The sequence below is a fragment of the Alteraquisediminimonas sediminicola genome, assembly GCF_019740335.1.
In the GTDB taxonomy this organism is placed as follows: domain Bacteria; phylum Pseudomonadota; class Alphaproteobacteria; order Sphingomonadales; family Sphingomonadaceae; genus Alteraquisediminimonas; species Alteraquisediminimonas sediminicola.
In genome coordinates this window covers 817,414-835,828 of the sequence record NZ_JAHXZS010000001.1, presented here as the reverse complement: position 1 = coordinate 835,828, position 18,415 = coordinate 817,414, and the positions used below count along the sequence as shown (strand labels likewise).

Below are 18,415 nucleotides of genomic sequence, written 5' to 3'. Positions count from 1 at the left end.
GATGGGGTAAGAAAACCCGGTCTGCCTATCGTGGCAGGCCGGTTTTTCTTTATTCCAATGCCAACAACATATCCGGGGTAAGGAGTTGCGGCAGGGTCTGTGGTGTGGCGCCCTTGGCCGGGTAATAGAGATATAATGGCACGCCGGAGCGGCCCTGACTTTCGAGGAAGCGGGTGATCGCCGGGTCGCCACGGGTCCAGTCGCCGATCATCACCTTGATGCCCTTGGCCTTGAAGGCGGCGCGGACATCCGCGCGATCAATGGCGGCGGCTTCGTTAACCTTGCAGGTGATGCACCAATCGGCGGTGAAATAGAGAAATACCGGCGTATTCGATTGCCGCAAGGTGGCGAGCGCTGCCTCATTGAACGGCACGGCATCTTGTTGGTCGATGGTGGCGTTGTCGGTGCCGGTCTTTGTGGGCAGGGCAAGACCTAGGGTGAAGCTAGCAGCAAAACCAAGGGCAAGCGCGGTCAGCCCGATATAACCCTGTCGCCGCCAGATGAAGATCGCGCCCAGCAATGTCATGGCACTTGCCGCCGCCAATCCGGGTAGAGCCGCCTGTCGCCATAAGAGCCAGAGCAGCGCCAAGGCCGTCAGCGCCATCGGCAAAGCGAGCCAATGCTTTACCCGTTCCATCCAGCCGCCGGGCTTGGGCAGGCGGGTACGCAGCGCCGGGATGAAGCCGATGGCTACAAACGGTAGCGCAATGCCAAGGCCAAGACCCGCGAAAATGCCAAGCGCCGCGATGCTGGGCAGGACCAAGGCCGCGCCCAAGGCTGCGCCGAGAAATGGGCCGGTGCAGGGCGTGGCGACAAAGGCGGCGAGCATGCCGGTGAACAATGCGCCCCATGCGCCCTCGCGTTGCGTCAATTTCTGGCCGGTAACGATGGCGGGCAAACGCACCCAGCCTGCCAGATTGGCGGTCAATAGCGCCATCAGCGCGTACAGCACCAAAATGGTGGTCGGATATTGGAGTTGGAAGGCCCAGCCCGCTTGTTCGCCGGTCGCGCGTAATAACAACAGCAGGCCGCCGAGCGCGGTGGTGCCGATGACGGCGCCCGCCAGATAGGCGAGGCCCTCGCGTTGCGCCTCATGCTTGTTTGCGCCTGCGCGGATCAGGCTCATCGCCTTCAAACTGAGGATCGGAAAGACGCAGGGCATGAGATTGAGCAGCAGTCCGCCTAAAATTGCGCCGCCCAGCGCGAGCCACAGGCTGAACGGGCTAGGCGCGATATGGGGGGCGGGGCCGCTATTGATGGTGGGTTGGTCCAGCCCCAAGGCGGCGGCGATGCGGGCAGTGGTGGGCATCGCCTTCACGGTTTCTTCGGTCGTGATGGCGGGGACCACGCCGGGGATAGCCTCGATCTCCAGCCCTTGATCCGGGCCGATGGCGAGTAGTCCGTGCAAGGCGTTTTGAGGGGTGAAAAACCCGGCCTTGGGCAGTTCGACGATCAGTTGATCCTGATGGCGGCCAAAATGCTGGGGCTTGGCATAGTCGATCAGATCCGTAGTCAGCGCGAAGAAATGGGGCGCGGTGACCTTGGTCGTGGCGGGATAGGGGATGGCGATGCGCACCAGATCGCCCTTCACCTCGAACCGGGCTTGTGCGCCGAGCGGGCGCGGCAATTTCGCCCGCCAGCCATCGAAACGAGGATCGTTGCTTGTAGCCGTGCCGGATTGGCTCGCTGTCAGATCAAGCGCGAGATCGGCCTGTTCGGGAACGCATAACGTGTCGGAACAGACCAGCCAGCGCGCATGTGCGCGAATGGGCAGGATGGTGCCGGGCGCGATGTCGGGGGATAATGTCAGCCGGGTGAGCAGCGCATAGTCCTGTTCATAGACATGGTTCATCAGCCCGGAAATCAACAGGGTCTGCGGTACCGGATAACGCAGCGCGGCGATGGTGACGCCGTTCGGCAGGGTCCAGTCGATCTGCGGCTTTGTCCCTGCATCGCCGGGGTTCAGCCAATAGCCATGCCAGCCGGTCGCGGGCTGCAAATCAATCGCGAGGCCGGTCGTCGTGCCGGGGGCGGGGCTTGTCTGTTCGGCGACAAGCTGGGCGACCATGCGCTGTTGTGCGTGCGCTACGGTCGCAGCGGCCATGATGCCGAGGAGGATTAGCCAGCGGCACAATTGGGTACGCATGTTCTCAAATCCCCGATCTCGACATTCGCGATCGTCCTTAGCCTGTCCCGCATCGGAGCGCAAAACCCGTGCACGCCCCCCTGTTTAGCGCGGATGGGCTGAGGTTGCCCCGATAATCACCCACATAGTTATCCACAGGCTTTTCCCATGCCGAAAAGCCGACCGAAATGGGGTGATTACGGGGAGTTATCCCCAGATTTCAGCGATAAATGGGGCAAAGTGGGGCTAATTCCCCAATTCTCCCGTTGTTTTCCAGCTCTGTCCGGGTTATCCCTTGTCCACAGGCGAGGGGGATGATTCCACCTGCAAGGCTTTCGACCATGGTCGGATCGGCGGTGCAGGATTGGTGGAGGATCATGTTTTTATTCGTCAGGGGGTTTGTTCAAAGTGGGATTGCGGCAGCCATATTCCGGACCGGGATTGAGTGCGATCGACGCCAAGGGGCGTGTCGCTATCCCTGCGGATTTGCGCCGTAAAATCGAGGCGAATAGCCCCGGCTCAGGGTCGATCCAGCTCAATACCCATGACGATCGCCCGTGCCTGATGCTGTTCGATACCGGCTATACCCAGCAGAAATATGAAGACTTTCGCGCGCGGGTGCAGGCCGATATTGCCGCCGGTCGCGCGGCCCCGGATGCGTCCGAATATGATGATGATTATGGCTCGACCGAAGATGCGAGCTATGATTCGAGCGGGCGGTTTATTCTGCCAAAGCTGCTGCGGCAGGAAGCGGGTTTGACCGATCTGGCCGTATTCATCGGCGTGGGCGACATGATTGAAGTCTGGTGTCCGCGTGAATTTCTCTCGGTCGAGCGACCGGAGCGTATCAAGACGCAGCGCCGGGTGCGCGCGTTGCTGGCCGACAAGGGTGTGTCGCTGTGAGTGCGGTCGGTGTCGCCGCGCCGCATATTCCCGTACTCCTCGATGAAGTGATTGCCGCGCTCGCGATTGCGCCGGGCGAGGTGCATGTCGATGGCACGTTCGGTGCAGGCGGTTATACGCGGGCGATGCTGGCGGCGGGGGCGACAGTCCATGCGATCGATCAGGACCCGGATGCGTTGGCGATGGGGGCGGCGCTGGTGGCGTCGAGCCAAGGTGCATTGACCCTGCATCAGGGTAATTTCGCGGATATGGAAGCTTTGCTGGCGGCGGCAGGGGTGGACGCGGTCGATGGCATCGTCCTCGATATTGGCGTGTCGTCGATGCAGCTCGATCAGGCGGAGCGCGGTTTCGCGTTCATGCAGGATGGTCCGCTCGATATGCGTATGGCCCAGTCGGGCGACAGCGCGGCGGATCTGGTGAATAATCTTGATGAGGCGGCGCTCGCGGACATCATCTATCGTTATGGCGAGGAGCATCGTTCCCGCCGTATCGCCCGCGCGATTGTCGCGGCGCGGCCCATTACCCGGACCGGTGAACTGGCGTCGGTCGTGCGCCGTGCGGTCGGCCATCATCCCGGCATGCCGAAAGACCCGGCGACCCGCACGTTTCAGGCGTTGCGGATCGAGGTCAATCATGAACTGGACGTGCTGGAGGCGGCATTGGTTGCGGCGGAGCGGCTGTTGCGTCCCGGCGGGCGGCTGGTGGTTGTCACCTTTCACAGCCTTGAAGATCGCATTGTGAAGCAATTTTTGCGTGACCGTTCGGCCAGTCAGGCGACCGGTTCGCGTCATATGCCGCAGGTTGCGCAGCTGGTTGAGCCCAGCTTTGCCAAGCCGGAACGCGCGGTCAAGGCGGGTGAGGCCGAGTTGCGCCGCAATCCGCGTGCGCGGTCGGCGACATTGCGTTCGGCACGGCGGACTTCTGGGCCGGCTCGGTCGTTGGCGCAGATGAAATCCAAAAATCCGGGGCAGGGGCATAAGGCCGCTGCCGACTTCAACGCTGGCAGGAGATTAGGCAAATGATGCTCGCACGATTCCGATCAATCGGTTGGGTTGCGGCGGCTGCGGTTGCCGTGCTGTGTTGTTACCTGATTTCGTTGCGTGTCGCGACGGAGCGCGGGGCGTTGGAGTCGCTCGAATATAAGATCTCGAGTTCGCAAAAGCACATCCGTCTGTTGCAGACCGAACTTGGTACGCGCGGCCAGATGAATCAGCTGGAGCGTTGGAACGAACAGGCGCTGGCGCTGGCGGCACCGGAAGCCGAACAGTTTCTGCCGGATGCCGAGGCGTTGGTTGCGTTGACGGATCGCCAGCCTGCTTTGCCGATGCAGGAAGATACGCAATTGGCATCAGTGGCGACCGATCTCGATGTGATGCCGGTAACGACGACGCCAACATTGGCGGATAAGCCTGCGTTGCGCACTGCCTCTTATGAAGTGGCGCCGGTAGCGGCGAAGTTGATGCAGGATCGGTCGGTAGTTGATCGTCCTGTGACCAAGAGCGACAAGGCGGAAAAATTGGCGAAGGCGGACAAGTCTGCCAAGACCGAGAAGTCCGTTAAGGCTGAAAAGGTCGCCAAATCCGATAAGGCAGATAAACCCGCGAAGGGCGAGAAGCTCGCCAAGAGCGACAAGCCTGCCAAGTCGGACAAGGCCGCTAAAACCGAAAAGTCGGCTAAGTCGGCTAAGCCGGACAAGCCGTCCAAGGCTGAAAAGCTCGCGAAAACCGACAAGCCTGCAAAAGTGGAAAAATCCGCCAAGGCCGATAAGTCGGCCAAGGACAGCAAATCTGCCAAATCCAGCAAAGACGCCAAGTCCAGCAAGGATAAACCCGTCAAACTCGCATCGCTGGCTGTGAAGGGCAAGGAGACCCGTCGCCCGTGACGACAGCTCCTCCGGTCGCCAAACCGACACGGCTGCATGTACCCGGCCGCCGCCAACAGGTGGCGGCCTTGTCGCGTGAGCGGCTGATGCTGGTGATGTTGCTGTTTCTCGCGGCGATCCTCGGGATTGTCTTGAAGATCATGTACCTGACCTTCACCGGCCAGAGTTTTGATGATCGCGCCGCGGGGTTGACGTCATTGCCGTTGCGCCCGGATATTGTCGATCGCAATGGCGAGACATTGGCGCGGACGATTGATGCATGGTCGATTGGCGTGCATGCGGACCGGCTGTTGACCCGTCCGGAAGATCTGGCGCCGCAATTGGCGGTGCTGATGCCGGAGAAGACGGCGGATCAATATCTGGCGCTGCTCAAGTCCCGCAAGCATTTCATCTATCTGCGCCGTCGCGCCATGCCGGAATTGGTGGAGGCGGTGAACGCGTTGGGTGAACCGGGCATGGCCTTTGCGCGCGAGCCGGAGCGGCTTTATCCGCAGGCCGAACTGGCGGCGCATGTCTTGGGCTGGACGAATCTTGACGGCACCGGCGTGACCGGCATGGAAAAGCTGCTGGACAAGCGCATGACCGACCCGAAATATGCGGGCAAGCCGGTGACGCTGTCGATCGATAGTCGCGTGCAGGCGGCGGTCGAAAAGGAACTGGCGCAGGCGATGCTGAATTTTCAGGCGCGCGGCGCGACCGGCATCGTGCTTGATGTGCATAGCGGCGAGGTGATTGCGCTCACATCCTTGCCGAGCTTCAACCCGAATGATCCGGGGCGCTCGCCGCCCGAAACGCGGTTCAATCAGGCGATTACCGGCGTGTATGAATTGGGCTCGACGTTCAAGCCGATCACCATTGCGGCGGCGATGGATGCCGGGGTCGTGACCTCCTTATCCAAGCGTTACGACGCGACTGCGCCATTGAAGGTCGGGAAATTCTCGATCCGTGATGACCATCCGACCAAGCGCTGGCTCAATGTGCCGGAAATGCTGGTCCATAGCTCGAATATCGTGACGGCCCGGATCGCCGACGAACTGGGCAAGGATCGGTTGAACGGGATGTTCATGCGGCTGGGCTTTGGCGAACCGGTGTCGATTGAACTGGCGGGCCGGGGCCGTCCGATCCAGCCGGTATTCTGGGCGCGGACCACCACCATGACCGCAGGCTATGGCCATGGCATTGCAGTGACGCCGATGCATCTTGCCAAGGCTTATGCGGCACTTATGAATGGCGGGATCATGCATCCGGTGACCTTGTTGAAGCGCGAACCGGGCGCGATTGTGCCGGGCACGCGAGTGATTTCGCCACAGGTGAGCTATCGTCTTCGCCAATTTACCCGGATGGTCGTGCTTGAAGGCACCGGCAAGCAGGCCAATGCGCCGGGCCTGCGCGTGGGTGGCAAGACCGGCACGGCGGAAAAGGCGAGCCAAGGCGGTTATGCGCGTAAATCCTTGGTATCGACCTTTGCCGGGGTTTTCCCGGTCGACGATCCGAAATATGCGATTGTCATGATGTTGGATGAGCCGAAAGGCACGGCGGAAACCTATGGCTATGCGACTGCGGGCTGGACTGCCGCGCCGGTCGTGCGCAAGGTCGTCGCGCGGATAGGGCCGTTGCTCGGCATTATTCCGGATGCCCGCAAGGATATCCCGCTGGAGGATATCAAGCCGCTGATCTGGCACCCCAAGGAAGGGGAGGAATGATGCGACTCGGCGGGCTTACAGGCGCGGATGAGCAGGCCGAGGTCACCGGGTTCGCCATCGACAACCGCAAGGTGACGACCGGCACCGTCTTTGGTGCATTTCAGGGCGCGCGGTTCAACGGTGAAGACTTTATCGACGATGCGATCAAGGCGGGGGCGGTTGCGATTGTCGCCCGGCCCGAGGCGCAGGTGGTGGGCGCTGTCCATTTGGCGGCGGAAGAGCCGCGCGCGTTGTTCGCCCAGCTTGCCGCCCGTTTTTATGCGCCATTTCCGCAAGTGGCGGTGGCTGTTACCGGCACCAATGGCAAGACATCGACGGTCGAACTGACCCGTCAGCTCTGGCAGATGGCGGGGCTGAACGCCGCGAGCATCGGGACATTGGGCATCACCACGGCCAACAGCCAAGTGACGACCGGCCTGACTACCCCCGATATTGTTACCTTTCTCGCTAATATGGCGGGCCTTGCAAGCAACGGCGTGACACATGCGGCGTTCGAGGCATCGAGCCATGGCCTTGCCCAATATCGCACCGAAGGCCTGCCGGTCATCGCCGGGGCGTTTTCCAACCTGTCGCGCGACCATCTTGATTATCATCTCACGATGGAGGCGTATTTCGCGGCCAAGATGCGGCTGTTTTCCGAGGTGCTGCAACCCGGTGGCGCCGCTGTGATCTGGGCGGATGATGCCTATGCCGAACAGGTCGAGGCGATTGCGCGGGCGCGGGGATTGAAGATTTTCACGGTCGGGGAAAAGGGCGCGTTTCTCAAACTGGTGCGGCGCACCCCGACGCCGCTTGGCCAGACCCTGTTGATCGCGGTCGAGGGGCGGGAAGTGACGGTCGATCTGCCGTTGATCGGCGGCTATCAGGCAGCGAATGCGTTACTGTCGGCAGGGCTGGTGATTGCAGCGGGCGGGGATATTGCCCGGACCTTGGCTGATCTTGAACAAGTACAGGGCGTGCGCGGGCGATTGGAACGCGCGGTGATGACCAAGGTGGGCGCGCCCGTCTATGTCGATTATGCCCATACGCCCGATGGGCTGGCGGCGGCGATTGAGGCGTTGCGTCCGCATACCAAGGGTCGGTTGATCACCGTCTTTGGCGCGGGCGGTGACCGCGATACCGGCAAGCGGCCGCAAATGGGGGCGATTGCGGCGCGATTGTCGGAGGTGGTGATCGTCACCGATGATAATCCGCGGAGCGAAGACCCGGCATTGATCCGGCGTTCGATCCTGACGGCGGCACCGGGGGCGCAAGAAATCGGGGACCGGCGTTCGGCCATTGCGGTGGCCATCGCAATGGCGCACACCGATGATGTGGTGTTGATCGCGGGCAAGGGCCATGAACAGGGGCAAATTGTGGGGAATCAGATATTGCCGTTCGATGATGTGCAGGTGGCGCAGGAGTGTGCGGCATGAGTGATGCGCTGTGGACCGGACAGGAAATTGCCGCTGCGGTGCATGGCACGGCCTCGGCGGATTTTGCCGTCAATGGCGTGGCCTTTGATAGTCGCGAAATCGGGCCGGGTGATTTGTTCATCGCGTTGAAAGGCGAAACGACCGACGGCCATCGCTTTTTGGCCCAAGTGGCGGCCAATGGTGCGGGCGGCACGATAGTGAGCGATGCAGCCGATGTGCCCCCGGGTCTGGCTTATGTGCTGGTCGCGGATACGACGGCGGCGTTGAATGCGCTTGGGCGCGCGTCGCGGGCGCGGATGCAGGGTGTGGTGATCGGCGTTACCGGCTCGGTCGGCAAAACCGGCACGAAAGAGGCGCTGGCCGATGCCTTGGCGCGGGCGAACAAGGGCCGGGTTCATCGCTCGGTCAAAAGCTATAACAATCATACCGGCGTGCCGTTGAGCCTGTCGCGCATGCCGCGCGATACTAAGTTCGGCGTGTTTGAAATGGGGATGAGCGCGCCCGGTGAATTGGCGGCGCTGACCCGGCTGGTGCGGCCTCATGTCGCATTGGTGACGGCGATTGCCCCGGCGCATAGCGCATTTTTCCCGGATGAAAGCGCGATTGCCGATGCCAAGGGCGAGGTGTTTCAGGGCTTGGAACCGAATGGCACGGCGATCCTGCCGTTCGATAGCCCGCATTATGAACGGCTGTTGGCAGCGGCCAAGCCCTTTGCGGCGAAGATCGTCAGCTTTGGGCGCAATATGGGGGCGGATGTTCGTGCGCGTGATGTGGTGCATGGGGAGGCCAATGGCACCTATGTCAATGCGGTACTGCCGGGCGCGGAATTGAGCTATTCGCTCAGCCAACCGGGCGAGCATTGGGTGTCCAATTCATTGGCCGTCATTGCGGCGGTGCAGGCGGCGGGCGGTGATCTGGCGGCGGCGGGGCTGGCCTTGGCGGATATGCCCGGCCTGCCGGGACGCGGCGCGCGGCAGATGATCGATATCGGCAGCGGTGAGGCGTTGCTGATTGACGAGAGTTATAATGCGAATCCGGCATCCATGGCCGCGACCCTTGGCCAGCTTGGCAAGGAAGAGGTGTCGCGGCGCTTGGCGGTGCTGGGCGCGATGAAGGAATTGGGCGAGAAATCGGACGGATTTCACGCGGCTTTAGCGGCGCATGTGGAGGCTGCCGATCTGGCGATTGCGATTTTGGTCGGGCCGGAAATGACGGCGCTTGCAAAGGCGCTTGAGGGCAGACGCGATTTCGTCCATGTGCCGGATTGTTCGGCAGCGATTGTCGCGCTTGATCGTTTGATCGCGCCGGGCGATGCCATTTTGGTCAAAGGCTCCAACTCCATCGGGCTTTCTCGTCTGGTCGCCCATTTGGTCGAACATCACGGGCAAGGCGGGAACGCATAATGCTGTACTGGATCGCAGAACAATTCCACTTCGCGGGGCTTTTCAACCTGTTCCGCTACATCACCTTTCGCACCGGCGGGGCGCTTTTTACGGCGCTCTTGATCGGGCTTTTAATCGGGCCAAAGGCGATTGCATGGCTGCGGGTCCGACAGGGCAAAGGTCAGCCGATCCGCTCCGATGGGCCGCAGACGCACCTTGCCAAGGTCGGCACGCCGACAATGGGCGGGTTGATGATGCTGGTCGCGATTGCGTTGTCGATGCTGTTATGGATGGACATGACCAATGCCTTTGTCTGGGCGTGTCTGTTGGTGCTGTTCGGATTTGGCCTGATTGGCTTTCTCGACGATTTCGATAAGGTGACGAAGCGCAGCCATAAAGGCGTATCGGGCAAGGCGCGATTGCTGGCGGAATTTCTGGTCGCGGGTGCGGCGGTGTCGATCATCGTGTCGGTCAGCGGCGACACCAATCTCTATCTGCCCTTTGTGAAGGGGCCGGTGATCGATCTGGGCTGGTTCTATATATTGTTCGGCGCAACGGTGATCGTGGGCGCGGGCAATGCGGTGAATTTGACCGATGGGCTGGACGGGCTGGCGACGATGCCGATGATCGTGTCGTCGATGACGTTCCTCGTGTTCGTCTATCTGGTCGGCAATGCGAAATTCGCGCCCTATCTCGGCATTCCTTATATTCCGGGCGCGGCCCATGCGGCGATTTTGTGCGCCGCGATCATGGGGGCGGGGCTGGCGTTTCTCTGGTTCAATGCGCCGCCTGCCGCGATTTTCATGGGGGATACCGGGTCTTTGGCCTTGGGCGGGGCCTTGGGTGCGGTTGCGGTCGTCGCCCATCATGAAATCGTGCTGGCCTTGGTCGGCGGGTTGTTCGTGGTCGAGGCATTGTCGGTCATCATTCAGGTGTTCTGGTATAAACGGACCGGCAGACGCGTATTCCGCATGGCGCCGATCCATCATCATTTCGAACAATTGGGCTGGGCCGAAACGAAGGTTGTGATCCGTTTCTGGATCATCTCGTTTGCGCTGGCGCTGGCCGGTCTTGCGACGCTGAAACTGCGGTGATTGTTTCCGACGCCTTTCGCGGGAAAAATTATGCGGTGCTGGGCCTTGCGCGGTCCGGCCTTGCCACCGTGCGCGCATTGATTGCGAGCGGGGCGAAGGTCACGGCATGGGATAGCAATGAAGCTGCGCGGGCGGACGTTGGGACAGACGTGACGTTGGCCGATCTGATGGAGATCGACCTTGCCGGGTTCGATGCGCTGGTCGTATCGCCGGGCGTGCCGATCAACCGCCATCCGATTGCGGATAAGGCGCGGGCGGCGCATGTGCCGATCATCGGCGATATTGAACTGTTCGCCGAGGCGCGGGCCAGCCTGCCGCCGCATATTGTGGTGGGCATTACCGGCACCAATGGCAAATCGACGACGACGGCGCTGATTCATCATCTCTGCGTGACGGCGGGGCGGGCCGCGATGCTGGGCGGCAATATCGGCCTGCCGATTTTGGGGCAGACACCTTTGCCTGCGGGCGGGGTCTATGTGCTCGAACTGTCGAGCTATCAAATTGATCTGAGCCACAGCCTTGCCTGCGATATTTCGGTGCTGACCAATATCACGCCGGACCATCTTGACCGTTATGACGGATTTGCGGGCTATTGCGCGTCGAAACAGCGGTTGTTCAATTTCCAGCATGTCGATCAACTGGCGATTATCGCCTGTGATGACGATCCGTCGCGCATGATCGCGAGCCGGATCAACCATCGCCTGATCCGTGTTCATGCGGCAGATATTCATGATCAATCGCGCTGGCCGACCCTGCAAGGGCCGCATAATGCCCAGAATGTCGCGATTGCGATCAAGGTCGCGCAGGCGCTCGGCATTGATGATGCGATGATCGAACAGGGGTTGGCGACCTATCCCGGCCTGCCGCATCGGATGCAACGGGTGAAGGAACGCGCGGGCGTTTTATATGTCAATGACAGCAAGGCGACCAATCCGGATTCGACCGCGCCTGCATTGGGTGCGTACCCTGCGATCCACTGGATTTTGGGCGGGGTCGCCAAGACCGACAGCCTGCACGCCTGCGAGCGCTGGTTCGGCAATGTGCGGGCGGCCTATGTGATCGGCGAGGCCGCGCCGTTGTTTGAAAAATTGCTCTCGCCTTTTATGTCGGTGACGGTCAGCGGCACGCTTGAACAGGCGGTGCGGGATGCGGCGGCGGTGGCCGTGGCGGGCGAGACGGTGTTGCTGTCCCCGGCCTGTGCGTCCTTTGATCAGTTTCGCGATTTTGAGGCGCGGGGCGATGCCTTTGTCGCGGCGGTGGAAAGCCTATGAACAGCGCTCTCCCCAAGGCCGAACGCGGGCGACCGCGCGTGTTGCGCCCGGTGGCGCATAAGCAGCGGCTTGGCCGTGCCGACCGAACGCCGCTTGGCCGCTGGTTCTGGGAAATCGACCGGGTGCTGGTGATGCTGGTGCTGGTGCTGGTCGCGATCGGGCTGGTATCGGTCGCCGCTGCCTCGCCTGCATCCGCACAGCGTTATTCGGATTTGACCCATATTATCGCGCCGCTCCATTATTTCTGGCGGCAGGTGATCTGGCTGATGATCGGTCTGCCGTTGATGTTCATGACATCATTGCTGCCCAAGGATCGGGCACGGCGTATCGCGATGTATGCGGGCATTTTCTGCCTGTTGATGATGTTCGCGATCCCGTTGTTCGGGTCGGAAGCAAATGGCGCGCGGCGCTGGATTAACCTTGCAGGTTTCCAGTTTCAGCCCTCGGAATTTCTGAAGCCCGCTTATGTCGTGGCGATGGCGTGGTTGTTGTCGCTGCGGAACCTTGATCGCACCCTGCCGGTGATGCGGATTTCGGCGGTCGTGACGGCGATGATCGCGGTATTGTTGATGTTGCAGCCGGATTTCGGCCAGACCGTGATTTTTGCGGGCATCTGGATGGTGTTGATGATGCTGGCGGGTATTTCGGGCCGGTTGATCGGCGTGATGATCGGGCTTGGGGTGACGGCGATTGTGAGCGCTTATGCCTTTTATTCGGTCGCCCGCACGCGCATCAACGCGTTTCTGTTTGGCGAAGGCGATGATTATCAGGTGCAGGCGGCGCATAATGCCATCACCAATGGCGGGTTTTTCGGCACCGGGCCGGGCGGGGGCGAAGCCAAATTCCGCCTGCCGGAAGCGCATACCGATTATATCTATTCGGTGATCGGCGAAGAATTCGGGTTGATGTCCTGCATTGCGGTGGTGCTGCTGTATGCCGCGATTGTGGTGCGGGTGTTTGTCCGCCTGTTGGACGAAGAGGATGATTTCGTGTTGCTGGCCTCGGCAGGCCTTGCGACCCAATTCGGCTTGCAGGCCGTGATCAATATCGCGGTGAATGTAGGCCTTGCCCCCTCCAAGGGGATGACATTACCGTTTATCAGCTATGGCGGGTCGTCGATGATCGCGGTATCGGCTGGTTTCGGATTGTTGCTGGCGTTCACCCGGCGCAACCCTGCTGCAAAACGTTCGCCCTATATCGTGACGAGGACTTAAAGCTTTGACCAGTCGCCGCCATTTCGTCCTTGCCGCCGGAGGAACCGGCGGTCACATGACTCCGGCACAGGCGCTTGCCAGCGAATTGCAGCGGCGCGGCCATCATGTCGCGCTGATCACCGATGAACGCGGGGCGAAAATCCCCGGCCTGTTTAAGGATTCGCAGGTCCATGTCCTGCCTGCGGGACGGGTGACCAAGAACCCGCTCGGCTGGCCCAAGGCCTTGGCCGCGATCAGCCAGGGCGTGGCGATGGCCGAACGGCTGTATGAAACATTCAACCCTGCCGCCGTGATCGGCTTTGGCGGCTATCCGGCCTTGCCCGCGTTATGGGCGGCGATCCGCAACGATATTCCGACCGCGATCCATGAACAAAATGCCATTCTTGGCCGGGTCAATCGCTTGCTTGCGGGCCGCGTGACGGCGATTGCGACGAGCCATGCGCGGGTTGGGCGGTTGAAGGATAAATATTACGACAAGGCCTGTCTCGTCGGCAATCCGGTGCGCGATGAGGTCATCGCACTACGCGAATTGCCTTATCCGTTGTTGACCGATGACGGCGTGTTCCGCCTGTTGGTGACGGGCGGCAGTCAGGGCGCGTCGATCCTGTCATCGGTCGTGCCGGATGGGCTGGGGATGTTGCCGATTGCGTTTCGCCGCCGCTTGCAGGTGACGCAGCAATGCCGGACCGAGGATATCGAACAGGTCCGCGCCAAATATGCGGAATTGGGTATTCCGGCGGATCTCGCGACCTATATGGAAGATTTGCCGGAGAAATTGGGCTGGGCGCATCTGGTGATTGCGCGCGCAGGGGCATCGACGATTGCGGAGCTGACCTGTGCCGGGCGGCCCGGCATCCTGATCCCGCTGCCATCGGCGGCGGATGATCATCAGACCGCCAATGCGCGCGAATTGGCGCAGGTGGGCGGCGGGCGCTCGATTTCGCAGGATAAATTCACGCCGGTGGAATTGGCCAAGCAGATGCAAAAATTGGGGCTGGACCCGGAAGCGTTGCAGAATGCGGCGGGCAGGTCGCGGTCGATTGGCCGCCCGGATGCGGCGCGGGCCTTGGCGGATCTGGTCGAATCCATCGATCAGCCATCCGCGCCGGAATTGGTCGGTGTGATTGAAACAGCCAATCGTCTGGCAGGAGCAGGGGCATGAGGGGCGTCGCCACCGATATCGGGACCATCCATTTCATCGGCATCGGCGGGATCGGCATGTCCGGCATTGCCGAGGTGATGCACAATCTTGGCTATAAGGTGCAAGGCTCGGATGTGGCCGAGGGCTATGTCGTGCAGGGCCTGCGCGATAAGGGCATCAAGGTGATGATCGGCCATGACGCCGCCAATCTGGGTGATGCGGTGGTGGTCGTGACCTCGACCGCGATCCAGCGCGGCAATCCGGAGGTCGAATTGGCGCTGGAAAAGCGCATCCCGATTGTGCGTCGCGCGGAAATGCTCGCGGAATTGATGCGGTTGAAGAACACCGTTGCCGTCGCTGGTACGCATGGCAAGACCACGACGACATCGATGGTCGCGGCGATGCTGGATGCGGGCGGGATCGATCCGACCGTGATCAATGGTGGGATCATCAATCATTACGGGTCGAATGCACGTTTGGGCGCGAGTGACTGGATGGTGGTCGAGGCCGATGAAAGCGATGGCAGCTTCTTGCGATTGGATGGCACGATTGCGGTCGTGACCAATATCGATCCGGAACATCTCGATCATTATGGCAGCTTTGAAAAGGTGAAGTCGGCCTTTGTCGAATTCATCGAAAATGTCCCTTTTTATGGGCTGGCGGTATTGTGCCTCGATCATCCGGAGGTGCAGGCGATCCTGCCGCGCATTCGCGATCGGCGGATCATGACCTATGGCTTTGCGGCACAGGCCGATGTGCGCGGCGAGAATGTGACGCCGATCCCCGGCGGCAATCGCTTTGATGTGCTGGTGCGTAATCGCGATGGCGAGACGCGCCGGATTGAGGGCGTCGAAATGCCGATGCCGGGGCGTCATAATGTCCAGAATGCGCTGGCGGCGATTGCGGTCGCGCTGGAAATGGGGATGACGGACGCGCAGATCGTCGGTGGCTTTGCCAAGTTCGGCGGGGTGAAGCGGCGTTTCACCAAGGTTGGTGAAATTGCGTTTGCAGCGGGGAATCCGGCGAGCGTGATCGACGATTATGGCCATCACCCGGTCGAAATTCGTGCGGTGCTTTCGGCGGCGCGTGAAGGCGTGCGCGGGCGCGTGATTGCGGTGGTGCAGCCGCATCGCTTTACCCGGCTGCGCGATTTGATGGATGAGTTTCAACAGGCGTTCAACGATGCCGATCAGGTGTTCGTGACCCCGGTCTATCCGGCGGGTGAGCAGCCGATTGAGGGCGTGGACGCGGCGGCCTTGGTCGAGGGGCTGAAACGGCGCGGGCATCACAGCGCGCGGATTATCGCATCCGCCGATGCGCTGGCGGCGACATTGGCCAATGAAGTGCGGCCTGACGATATGGTGGTCTGCCTTGGCGCGGGCGATATTACCAAATGGGCGGCGGGCCTTGCTGATGCCGTGACGGGCAAGCGCGTATGAACGACCGGCCCATGATGCCGAAGGTGCGGGGCAGGCTGACGCCCAACGCGCCCTTGGCACCGCTGATTTGGTTTAAGAGCGGCGGCCCGGCGGAATATCTGTTCGAACCTGCGGATGTCGAAGATTTGCAGGATTTCCTGCGCGCGTTTGATCCATCTGTGCCGGTGTGGCCCTTGGGGCTGGGATCGAATTTGATCATCCGCGATGGCGGCATGCCGGGGGTGACGTTGCGGCTGGGCAAGGCCTTTGCCAAGGTCGAACAACTGGATGCGGTGACATTGCGCTGTGGCGGCGGGGCTTCGGGGATACTCGCGTCTTCCAGCGCGCGCGATGCGGGCATTGCCGGGACGGAATTCCTGCGCGGTATTCCCGGCACCATCGGCGGCGCGGTGCGGATGAATGCCGGGGCTTATGGCCGCGAGATGAAGGATGTGCTGTTGAGCGCGGATGTCGTGTTGCGCGATGGCACGCGGGTCGAACTGCCGCTGGCGGCGCTGGGATATAGCTATCGCCATTCCGAATTGCCCGAGGGCGCGATTGTGATTGGCGCGACGTTGCGCGGGGTGGCGGGTGATCCCGTGGTGATTGGCGCGGAAATGGACCGGATCGCCGCAGAGCGCGAGGCATCGCAGCCCTTGCGTTCCAAGACGGGCGGATCGACCTTCAAGAACCCGCCGGGCGAAAAGGCATGGGCTTTGGTCGACCAGGCGGGATGCCGGGGCTTGCAACTGGGCGGCGCGCAGGTATCGGAAAAGCACACCAACTTTTTGCTCAACCTTGGTGACGCCACCAGCGCGGATATCGAGGCATTGGGCGAGGAAGTCCGTCGCCGCGTGAAGGACAAGTCGGGCGTTGAGTTGCAATGGGAAATCCAGCGCGTGGGTAGGGCTGAATCTCTGGATCAAGACACTGCGGAGAAGTCCGCCAAAGGAGAAAAGACGCATGACTGATCGGCTGCATGTCGCCGTATTGATGGGTGGCTGGTCATCGGAGCGTCCGGTCTCCTTGATGAGCGGCAATGGCGTGGCGGATGCGCTGGAATCGCTCGGCCACAAGGTCACGCGGATCGACATGGATCGCGATGTCGCGGCCAAGCTCGCGGCGGCCAAGCCCGATGTCGTGTTCAATGCGCTGCATGGCACGCCGGGTGAAGATGGCACGGTGCAGGGCATGATGGACCTGATGGGCCTGAAATACACCCATTCGGGTCTGGTGACATCGGTCATCGCGATTGACAAGCAACTGACCAAACAGGCGCTCGTCCCGCACGGCATTCGCATGCCGGGTGGCCATGTCGTGCAGAGCGAAAGCCTGTATGCGGGCGATCCGTTGCCGCGCCCTTATGTGTTGAAGCCGGTCAATGAGGGGTCGTCGGTCGGCGTGGCGATTGTGACCGAGGGCAGCAATTACGGCAATCCGATCCGCCGCGATGCCGAAGGGCCGTGGCAGCATTTCGATGCGCTGTTGGCCGAACCGTTCATCAAGGGGCGGGAATTGACGGTCGCCGTGTTGGGCGGAAAATCTCTATGCGTCACCGAATTGGTGCCAAAAAGCGGTTTCTATGATTTCGATGCCAAGTATACGGACGGGATGACGCAACATGTCTGCCCGGCGCAGGTGCCGGACGATGTGGCACAGGCGATGATGGATATGGCGCTGGCCGCGCATCAGGCCTTGGGGTGCAAGGGGACGTCGCGGTCGGATTTCCGTTGGGATGATACACAAGGCGTGGACGGGATCTATTTGTTGGAAGTGAATACCCAGCCGGGCATGACCCCGTTGAGCCTTGTCCCCGAACAGGCGAAACATTTGGGCATGACATATCCCGAACTGGTGCAAGAGATCATTGATGAGGCGATGGAATGAACGCACCGCGCGGTGGTGACAGGACGAAGGTAAGGCGCGGCGACGCGGTGCGTAAGCGCCCGGCGGCGGCCAAGCCGCGCCGTCCTGCGCCGCGCAAATCGTCTTATTTCAGCAAGCTGCTCGCCCGCTTTCCCGATCAGGCGGAGCAGTTGCGCGCCGCCGGGCGCTATGTCTTTTTCGGCGCGGCGGTGTGCTTGCTTGGTGCGGGCGCTTATGCGGCGCAATTGCCGCAGATGCTCGGCGTGGAAATGGGCGAGGCGATTGGCCATGCCGGTTTTCAGGTGAAGCGGGTGGAAATCGTCGGCATCAACCGGATGGAGCGTCTGCCGGTCTATGCGGTCGCGCTCGATCAGCAAAGCATGGCGATGCCGTTGCTCGATCTGGAACTGGTGCGCAATGAACTGCTCCAATTCGGCTGGATCAAGGATGCGCGGGTGTCGCGCCGCCTGCCAGATACATTGGTCGTCGATATTGTCGAGCGCCAGCCGGTCGCGGTCTGGCAGCATCAGCAGCAATTGACCTTGGTCGATGGGGAAGGGGTGTTGCTCGCCCCGGTCGATCTCGCGAACATGCCCGATCTGCCATTGGTGATCGGCCCGGATGCCAATCGTCAGGTGCAGGACATGCAGGCGTTGCTGGATGCGGTGCCTTCGGTCAAGCCATTGCTAGCGGGCGCGATCTGGGTCGGCGGGCGGCGCTGGGATTTGCGCTTCCATTCGGGCGAAGAGCTCGCACTGCCGGAAGGCAGCGAACAGGCGCAGCATGCGTTGGTGAAGTTCGTCCGCATCGATGCCAATGCGCGGATGCTGGGCAAGGGGTTCGCCCGTTTCGATATGCGTATCCCTGACCGGCTGGTTGTGCGCAGGGCTGAACAAAAAGAACCGGCAGTGGAGCCGCCACCGCCGTCGGTCACGAAAGAGACGACCTGAGGGCGCGCAGATGCGTTCAGGTCAGCGTAGCGGAGGTAGGCGTACACAGTA

General features: G+C 61.4%; 15 protein-coding genes. 14 read left to right on the top strand and 1 reads right to left on the bottom strand.

The genetic code is table 11. The annotated features are described in order from the left end of the window. Positions 1 to 49 precede the first annotated feature (49 nt). Complete coding sequence (locus K6117_RS04140; RefSeq protein WP_221792445.1) at positions 50 to 2,146, bottom strand: protein-disulfide reductase DsbD family protein; 2,097 nt, start codon at positions 2,144 to 2,146, stop codon at positions 50 to 52. 420 nt (positions 2,147 to 2,566) lie between these two features. Here K6117_RS04140 and K6117_RS04135 point away from each other — a divergent pair, with 420 nt between their 5' ends. The 14 genes from K6117_RS04135 to K6117_RS04070 are packed head-to-tail and all read left to right on the top strand — an operon-like array spanning position 2,567 to position 18,364. Beyond that, the gene (locus tag K6117_RS04135; protein ID WP_221792444.1) at positions 2,567 to 3,028 is read left to right on the top strand and encodes a division/cell wall cluster transcriptional repressor MraZ; all 462 of its coding nucleotides are present in this window, start codon (positions 2,567 to 2,569) and stop codon (positions 3,026 to 3,028) included. Then, positions 3,025 to 4,050: a 16S rRNA (cytosine(1402)-N(4))-methyltransferase RsmH gene (rsmH, locus tag K6117_RS04130; protein ID WP_221792443.1), complete on the top strand. Its 1,026-nt coding sequence runs from the start codon at positions 3,025 to 3,027 to the stop codon at positions 4,048 to 4,050. Before K6117_RS04135 ends, rsmH begins: the two co-directional genes overlap by 4 nt. Further along, positions 4,047 to 4,910: a hypothetical protein gene (locus K6117_RS04125; RefSeq protein ID WP_221792442.1), complete on the top strand. Its 864-nt coding sequence runs from the start codon at positions 4,047 to 4,049 to the stop codon at positions 4,908 to 4,910. Before rsmH ends, K6117_RS04125 begins: the two co-directional genes overlap by 4 nt. Then, on the top strand, positions 4,907 to 6,613 hold the full coding sequence (locus tag K6117_RS04120) for a peptidoglycan D,D-transpeptidase FtsI family protein (protein WP_343211738.1): 1,707 nt from the start codon (positions 4,907 to 4,909) through the stop codon (positions 6,611 to 6,613). The genes K6117_RS04125 and K6117_RS04120 overlap by 4 nt, the downstream gene beginning before the upstream one ends. Then, complete coding sequence (locus K6117_RS04115) at positions 6,613 to 8,028, top strand: UDP-N-acetylmuramoyl-L-alanyl-D-glutamate--2,6-diaminopimelate ligase (RefSeq protein ID WP_221792881.1); 1,416 nt, start codon at positions 6,613 to 6,615, stop codon at positions 8,026 to 8,028. Before K6117_RS04120 ends, K6117_RS04115 begins: the two co-directional genes overlap by 1 nt. Further along, positions 8,025 to 9,431: a UDP-N-acetylmuramoyl-tripeptide--D-alanyl-D-alanine ligase gene (locus K6117_RS04110; protein ID WP_221792441.1), complete on the top strand. Its 1,407-nt coding sequence runs from the start codon at positions 8,025 to 8,027 to the stop codon at positions 9,429 to 9,431. The genes K6117_RS04115 and K6117_RS04110 overlap by 4 nt, the downstream gene beginning before the upstream one ends. Continuing rightward, on the top strand, positions 9,431 to 10,504 hold the full coding sequence (gene mraY / locus K6117_RS04105) for a phospho-N-acetylmuramoyl-pentapeptide-transferase (RefSeq protein WP_221792440.1): 1,074 nt from the start codon (positions 9,431 to 9,433) through the stop codon (positions 10,502 to 10,504). Before K6117_RS04110 ends, mraY begins: the two co-directional genes overlap by 1 nt. After that, entirely contained in the window at positions 10,501 to 11,775 is a 1,275-nt protein-coding gene (gene murD, locus K6117_RS04100; RefSeq protein ID WP_221792439.1) for a UDP-N-acetylmuramoyl-L-alanine--D-glutamate ligase, read from the top strand. Before mraY ends, murD begins: the two co-directional genes overlap by 4 nt. Beyond that, positions 11,772 to 12,989, top strand: a complete 1,218-nt coding sequence (gene ftsW, locus K6117_RS04095) for a putative lipid II flippase FtsW (protein WP_221792438.1) — start codon at positions 11,772 to 11,774, stop codon at positions 12,987 to 12,989. Before murD ends, ftsW begins: the two co-directional genes overlap by 4 nt. A gap of 4 nt (positions 12,990 to 12,993) precedes the next feature. Further along, on the top strand, positions 12,994 to 14,151 hold the full coding sequence (murG, locus tag K6117_RS04090) for an undecaprenyldiphospho-muramoylpentapeptide beta-N-acetylglucosaminyltransferase (protein WP_221792437.1): 1,158 nt from the start codon (positions 12,994 to 12,996) through the stop codon (positions 14,149 to 14,151). Beyond that, the gene (gene murC / locus K6117_RS04085) at positions 14,148 to 15,569 is read left to right on the top strand and encodes a UDP-N-acetylmuramate--L-alanine ligase (RefSeq protein ID WP_221792436.1); all 1,422 of its coding nucleotides are present in this window, start codon (positions 14,148 to 14,150) and stop codon (positions 15,567 to 15,569) included. Before murG ends, murC begins: the two co-directional genes overlap by 4 nt. Further along, a complete protein-coding gene (gene murB / locus K6117_RS04080; protein ID WP_221792435.1) occupies positions 15,566 to 16,519 on the top strand; it encodes a UDP-N-acetylmuramate dehydrogenase in 954 nt (317 codons plus the stop codon). The genes murC and murB overlap by 4 nt, the downstream gene beginning before the upstream one ends. After that, positions 16,512 to 17,435 (top strand): D-alanine--D-alanine ligase, encoded by a 924-nt coding sequence (locus tag K6117_RS04075; protein ID WP_221792434.1) that lies wholly within the window; start codon positions 16,512 to 16,514, stop codon positions 17,433 to 17,435. Before murB ends, K6117_RS04075 begins: the two co-directional genes overlap by 8 nt. Further along, on the top strand, positions 17,432 to 18,364 hold the full coding sequence (locus K6117_RS04070; protein WP_221792433.1) for a cell division protein FtsQ/DivIB: 933 nt from the start codon (positions 17,432 to 17,434) through the stop codon (positions 18,362 to 18,364). Before K6117_RS04075 ends, K6117_RS04070 begins: the two co-directional genes overlap by 4 nt. The last annotated feature ends 51 nt before the right edge of the window (positions 18,365 to 18,415 follow it).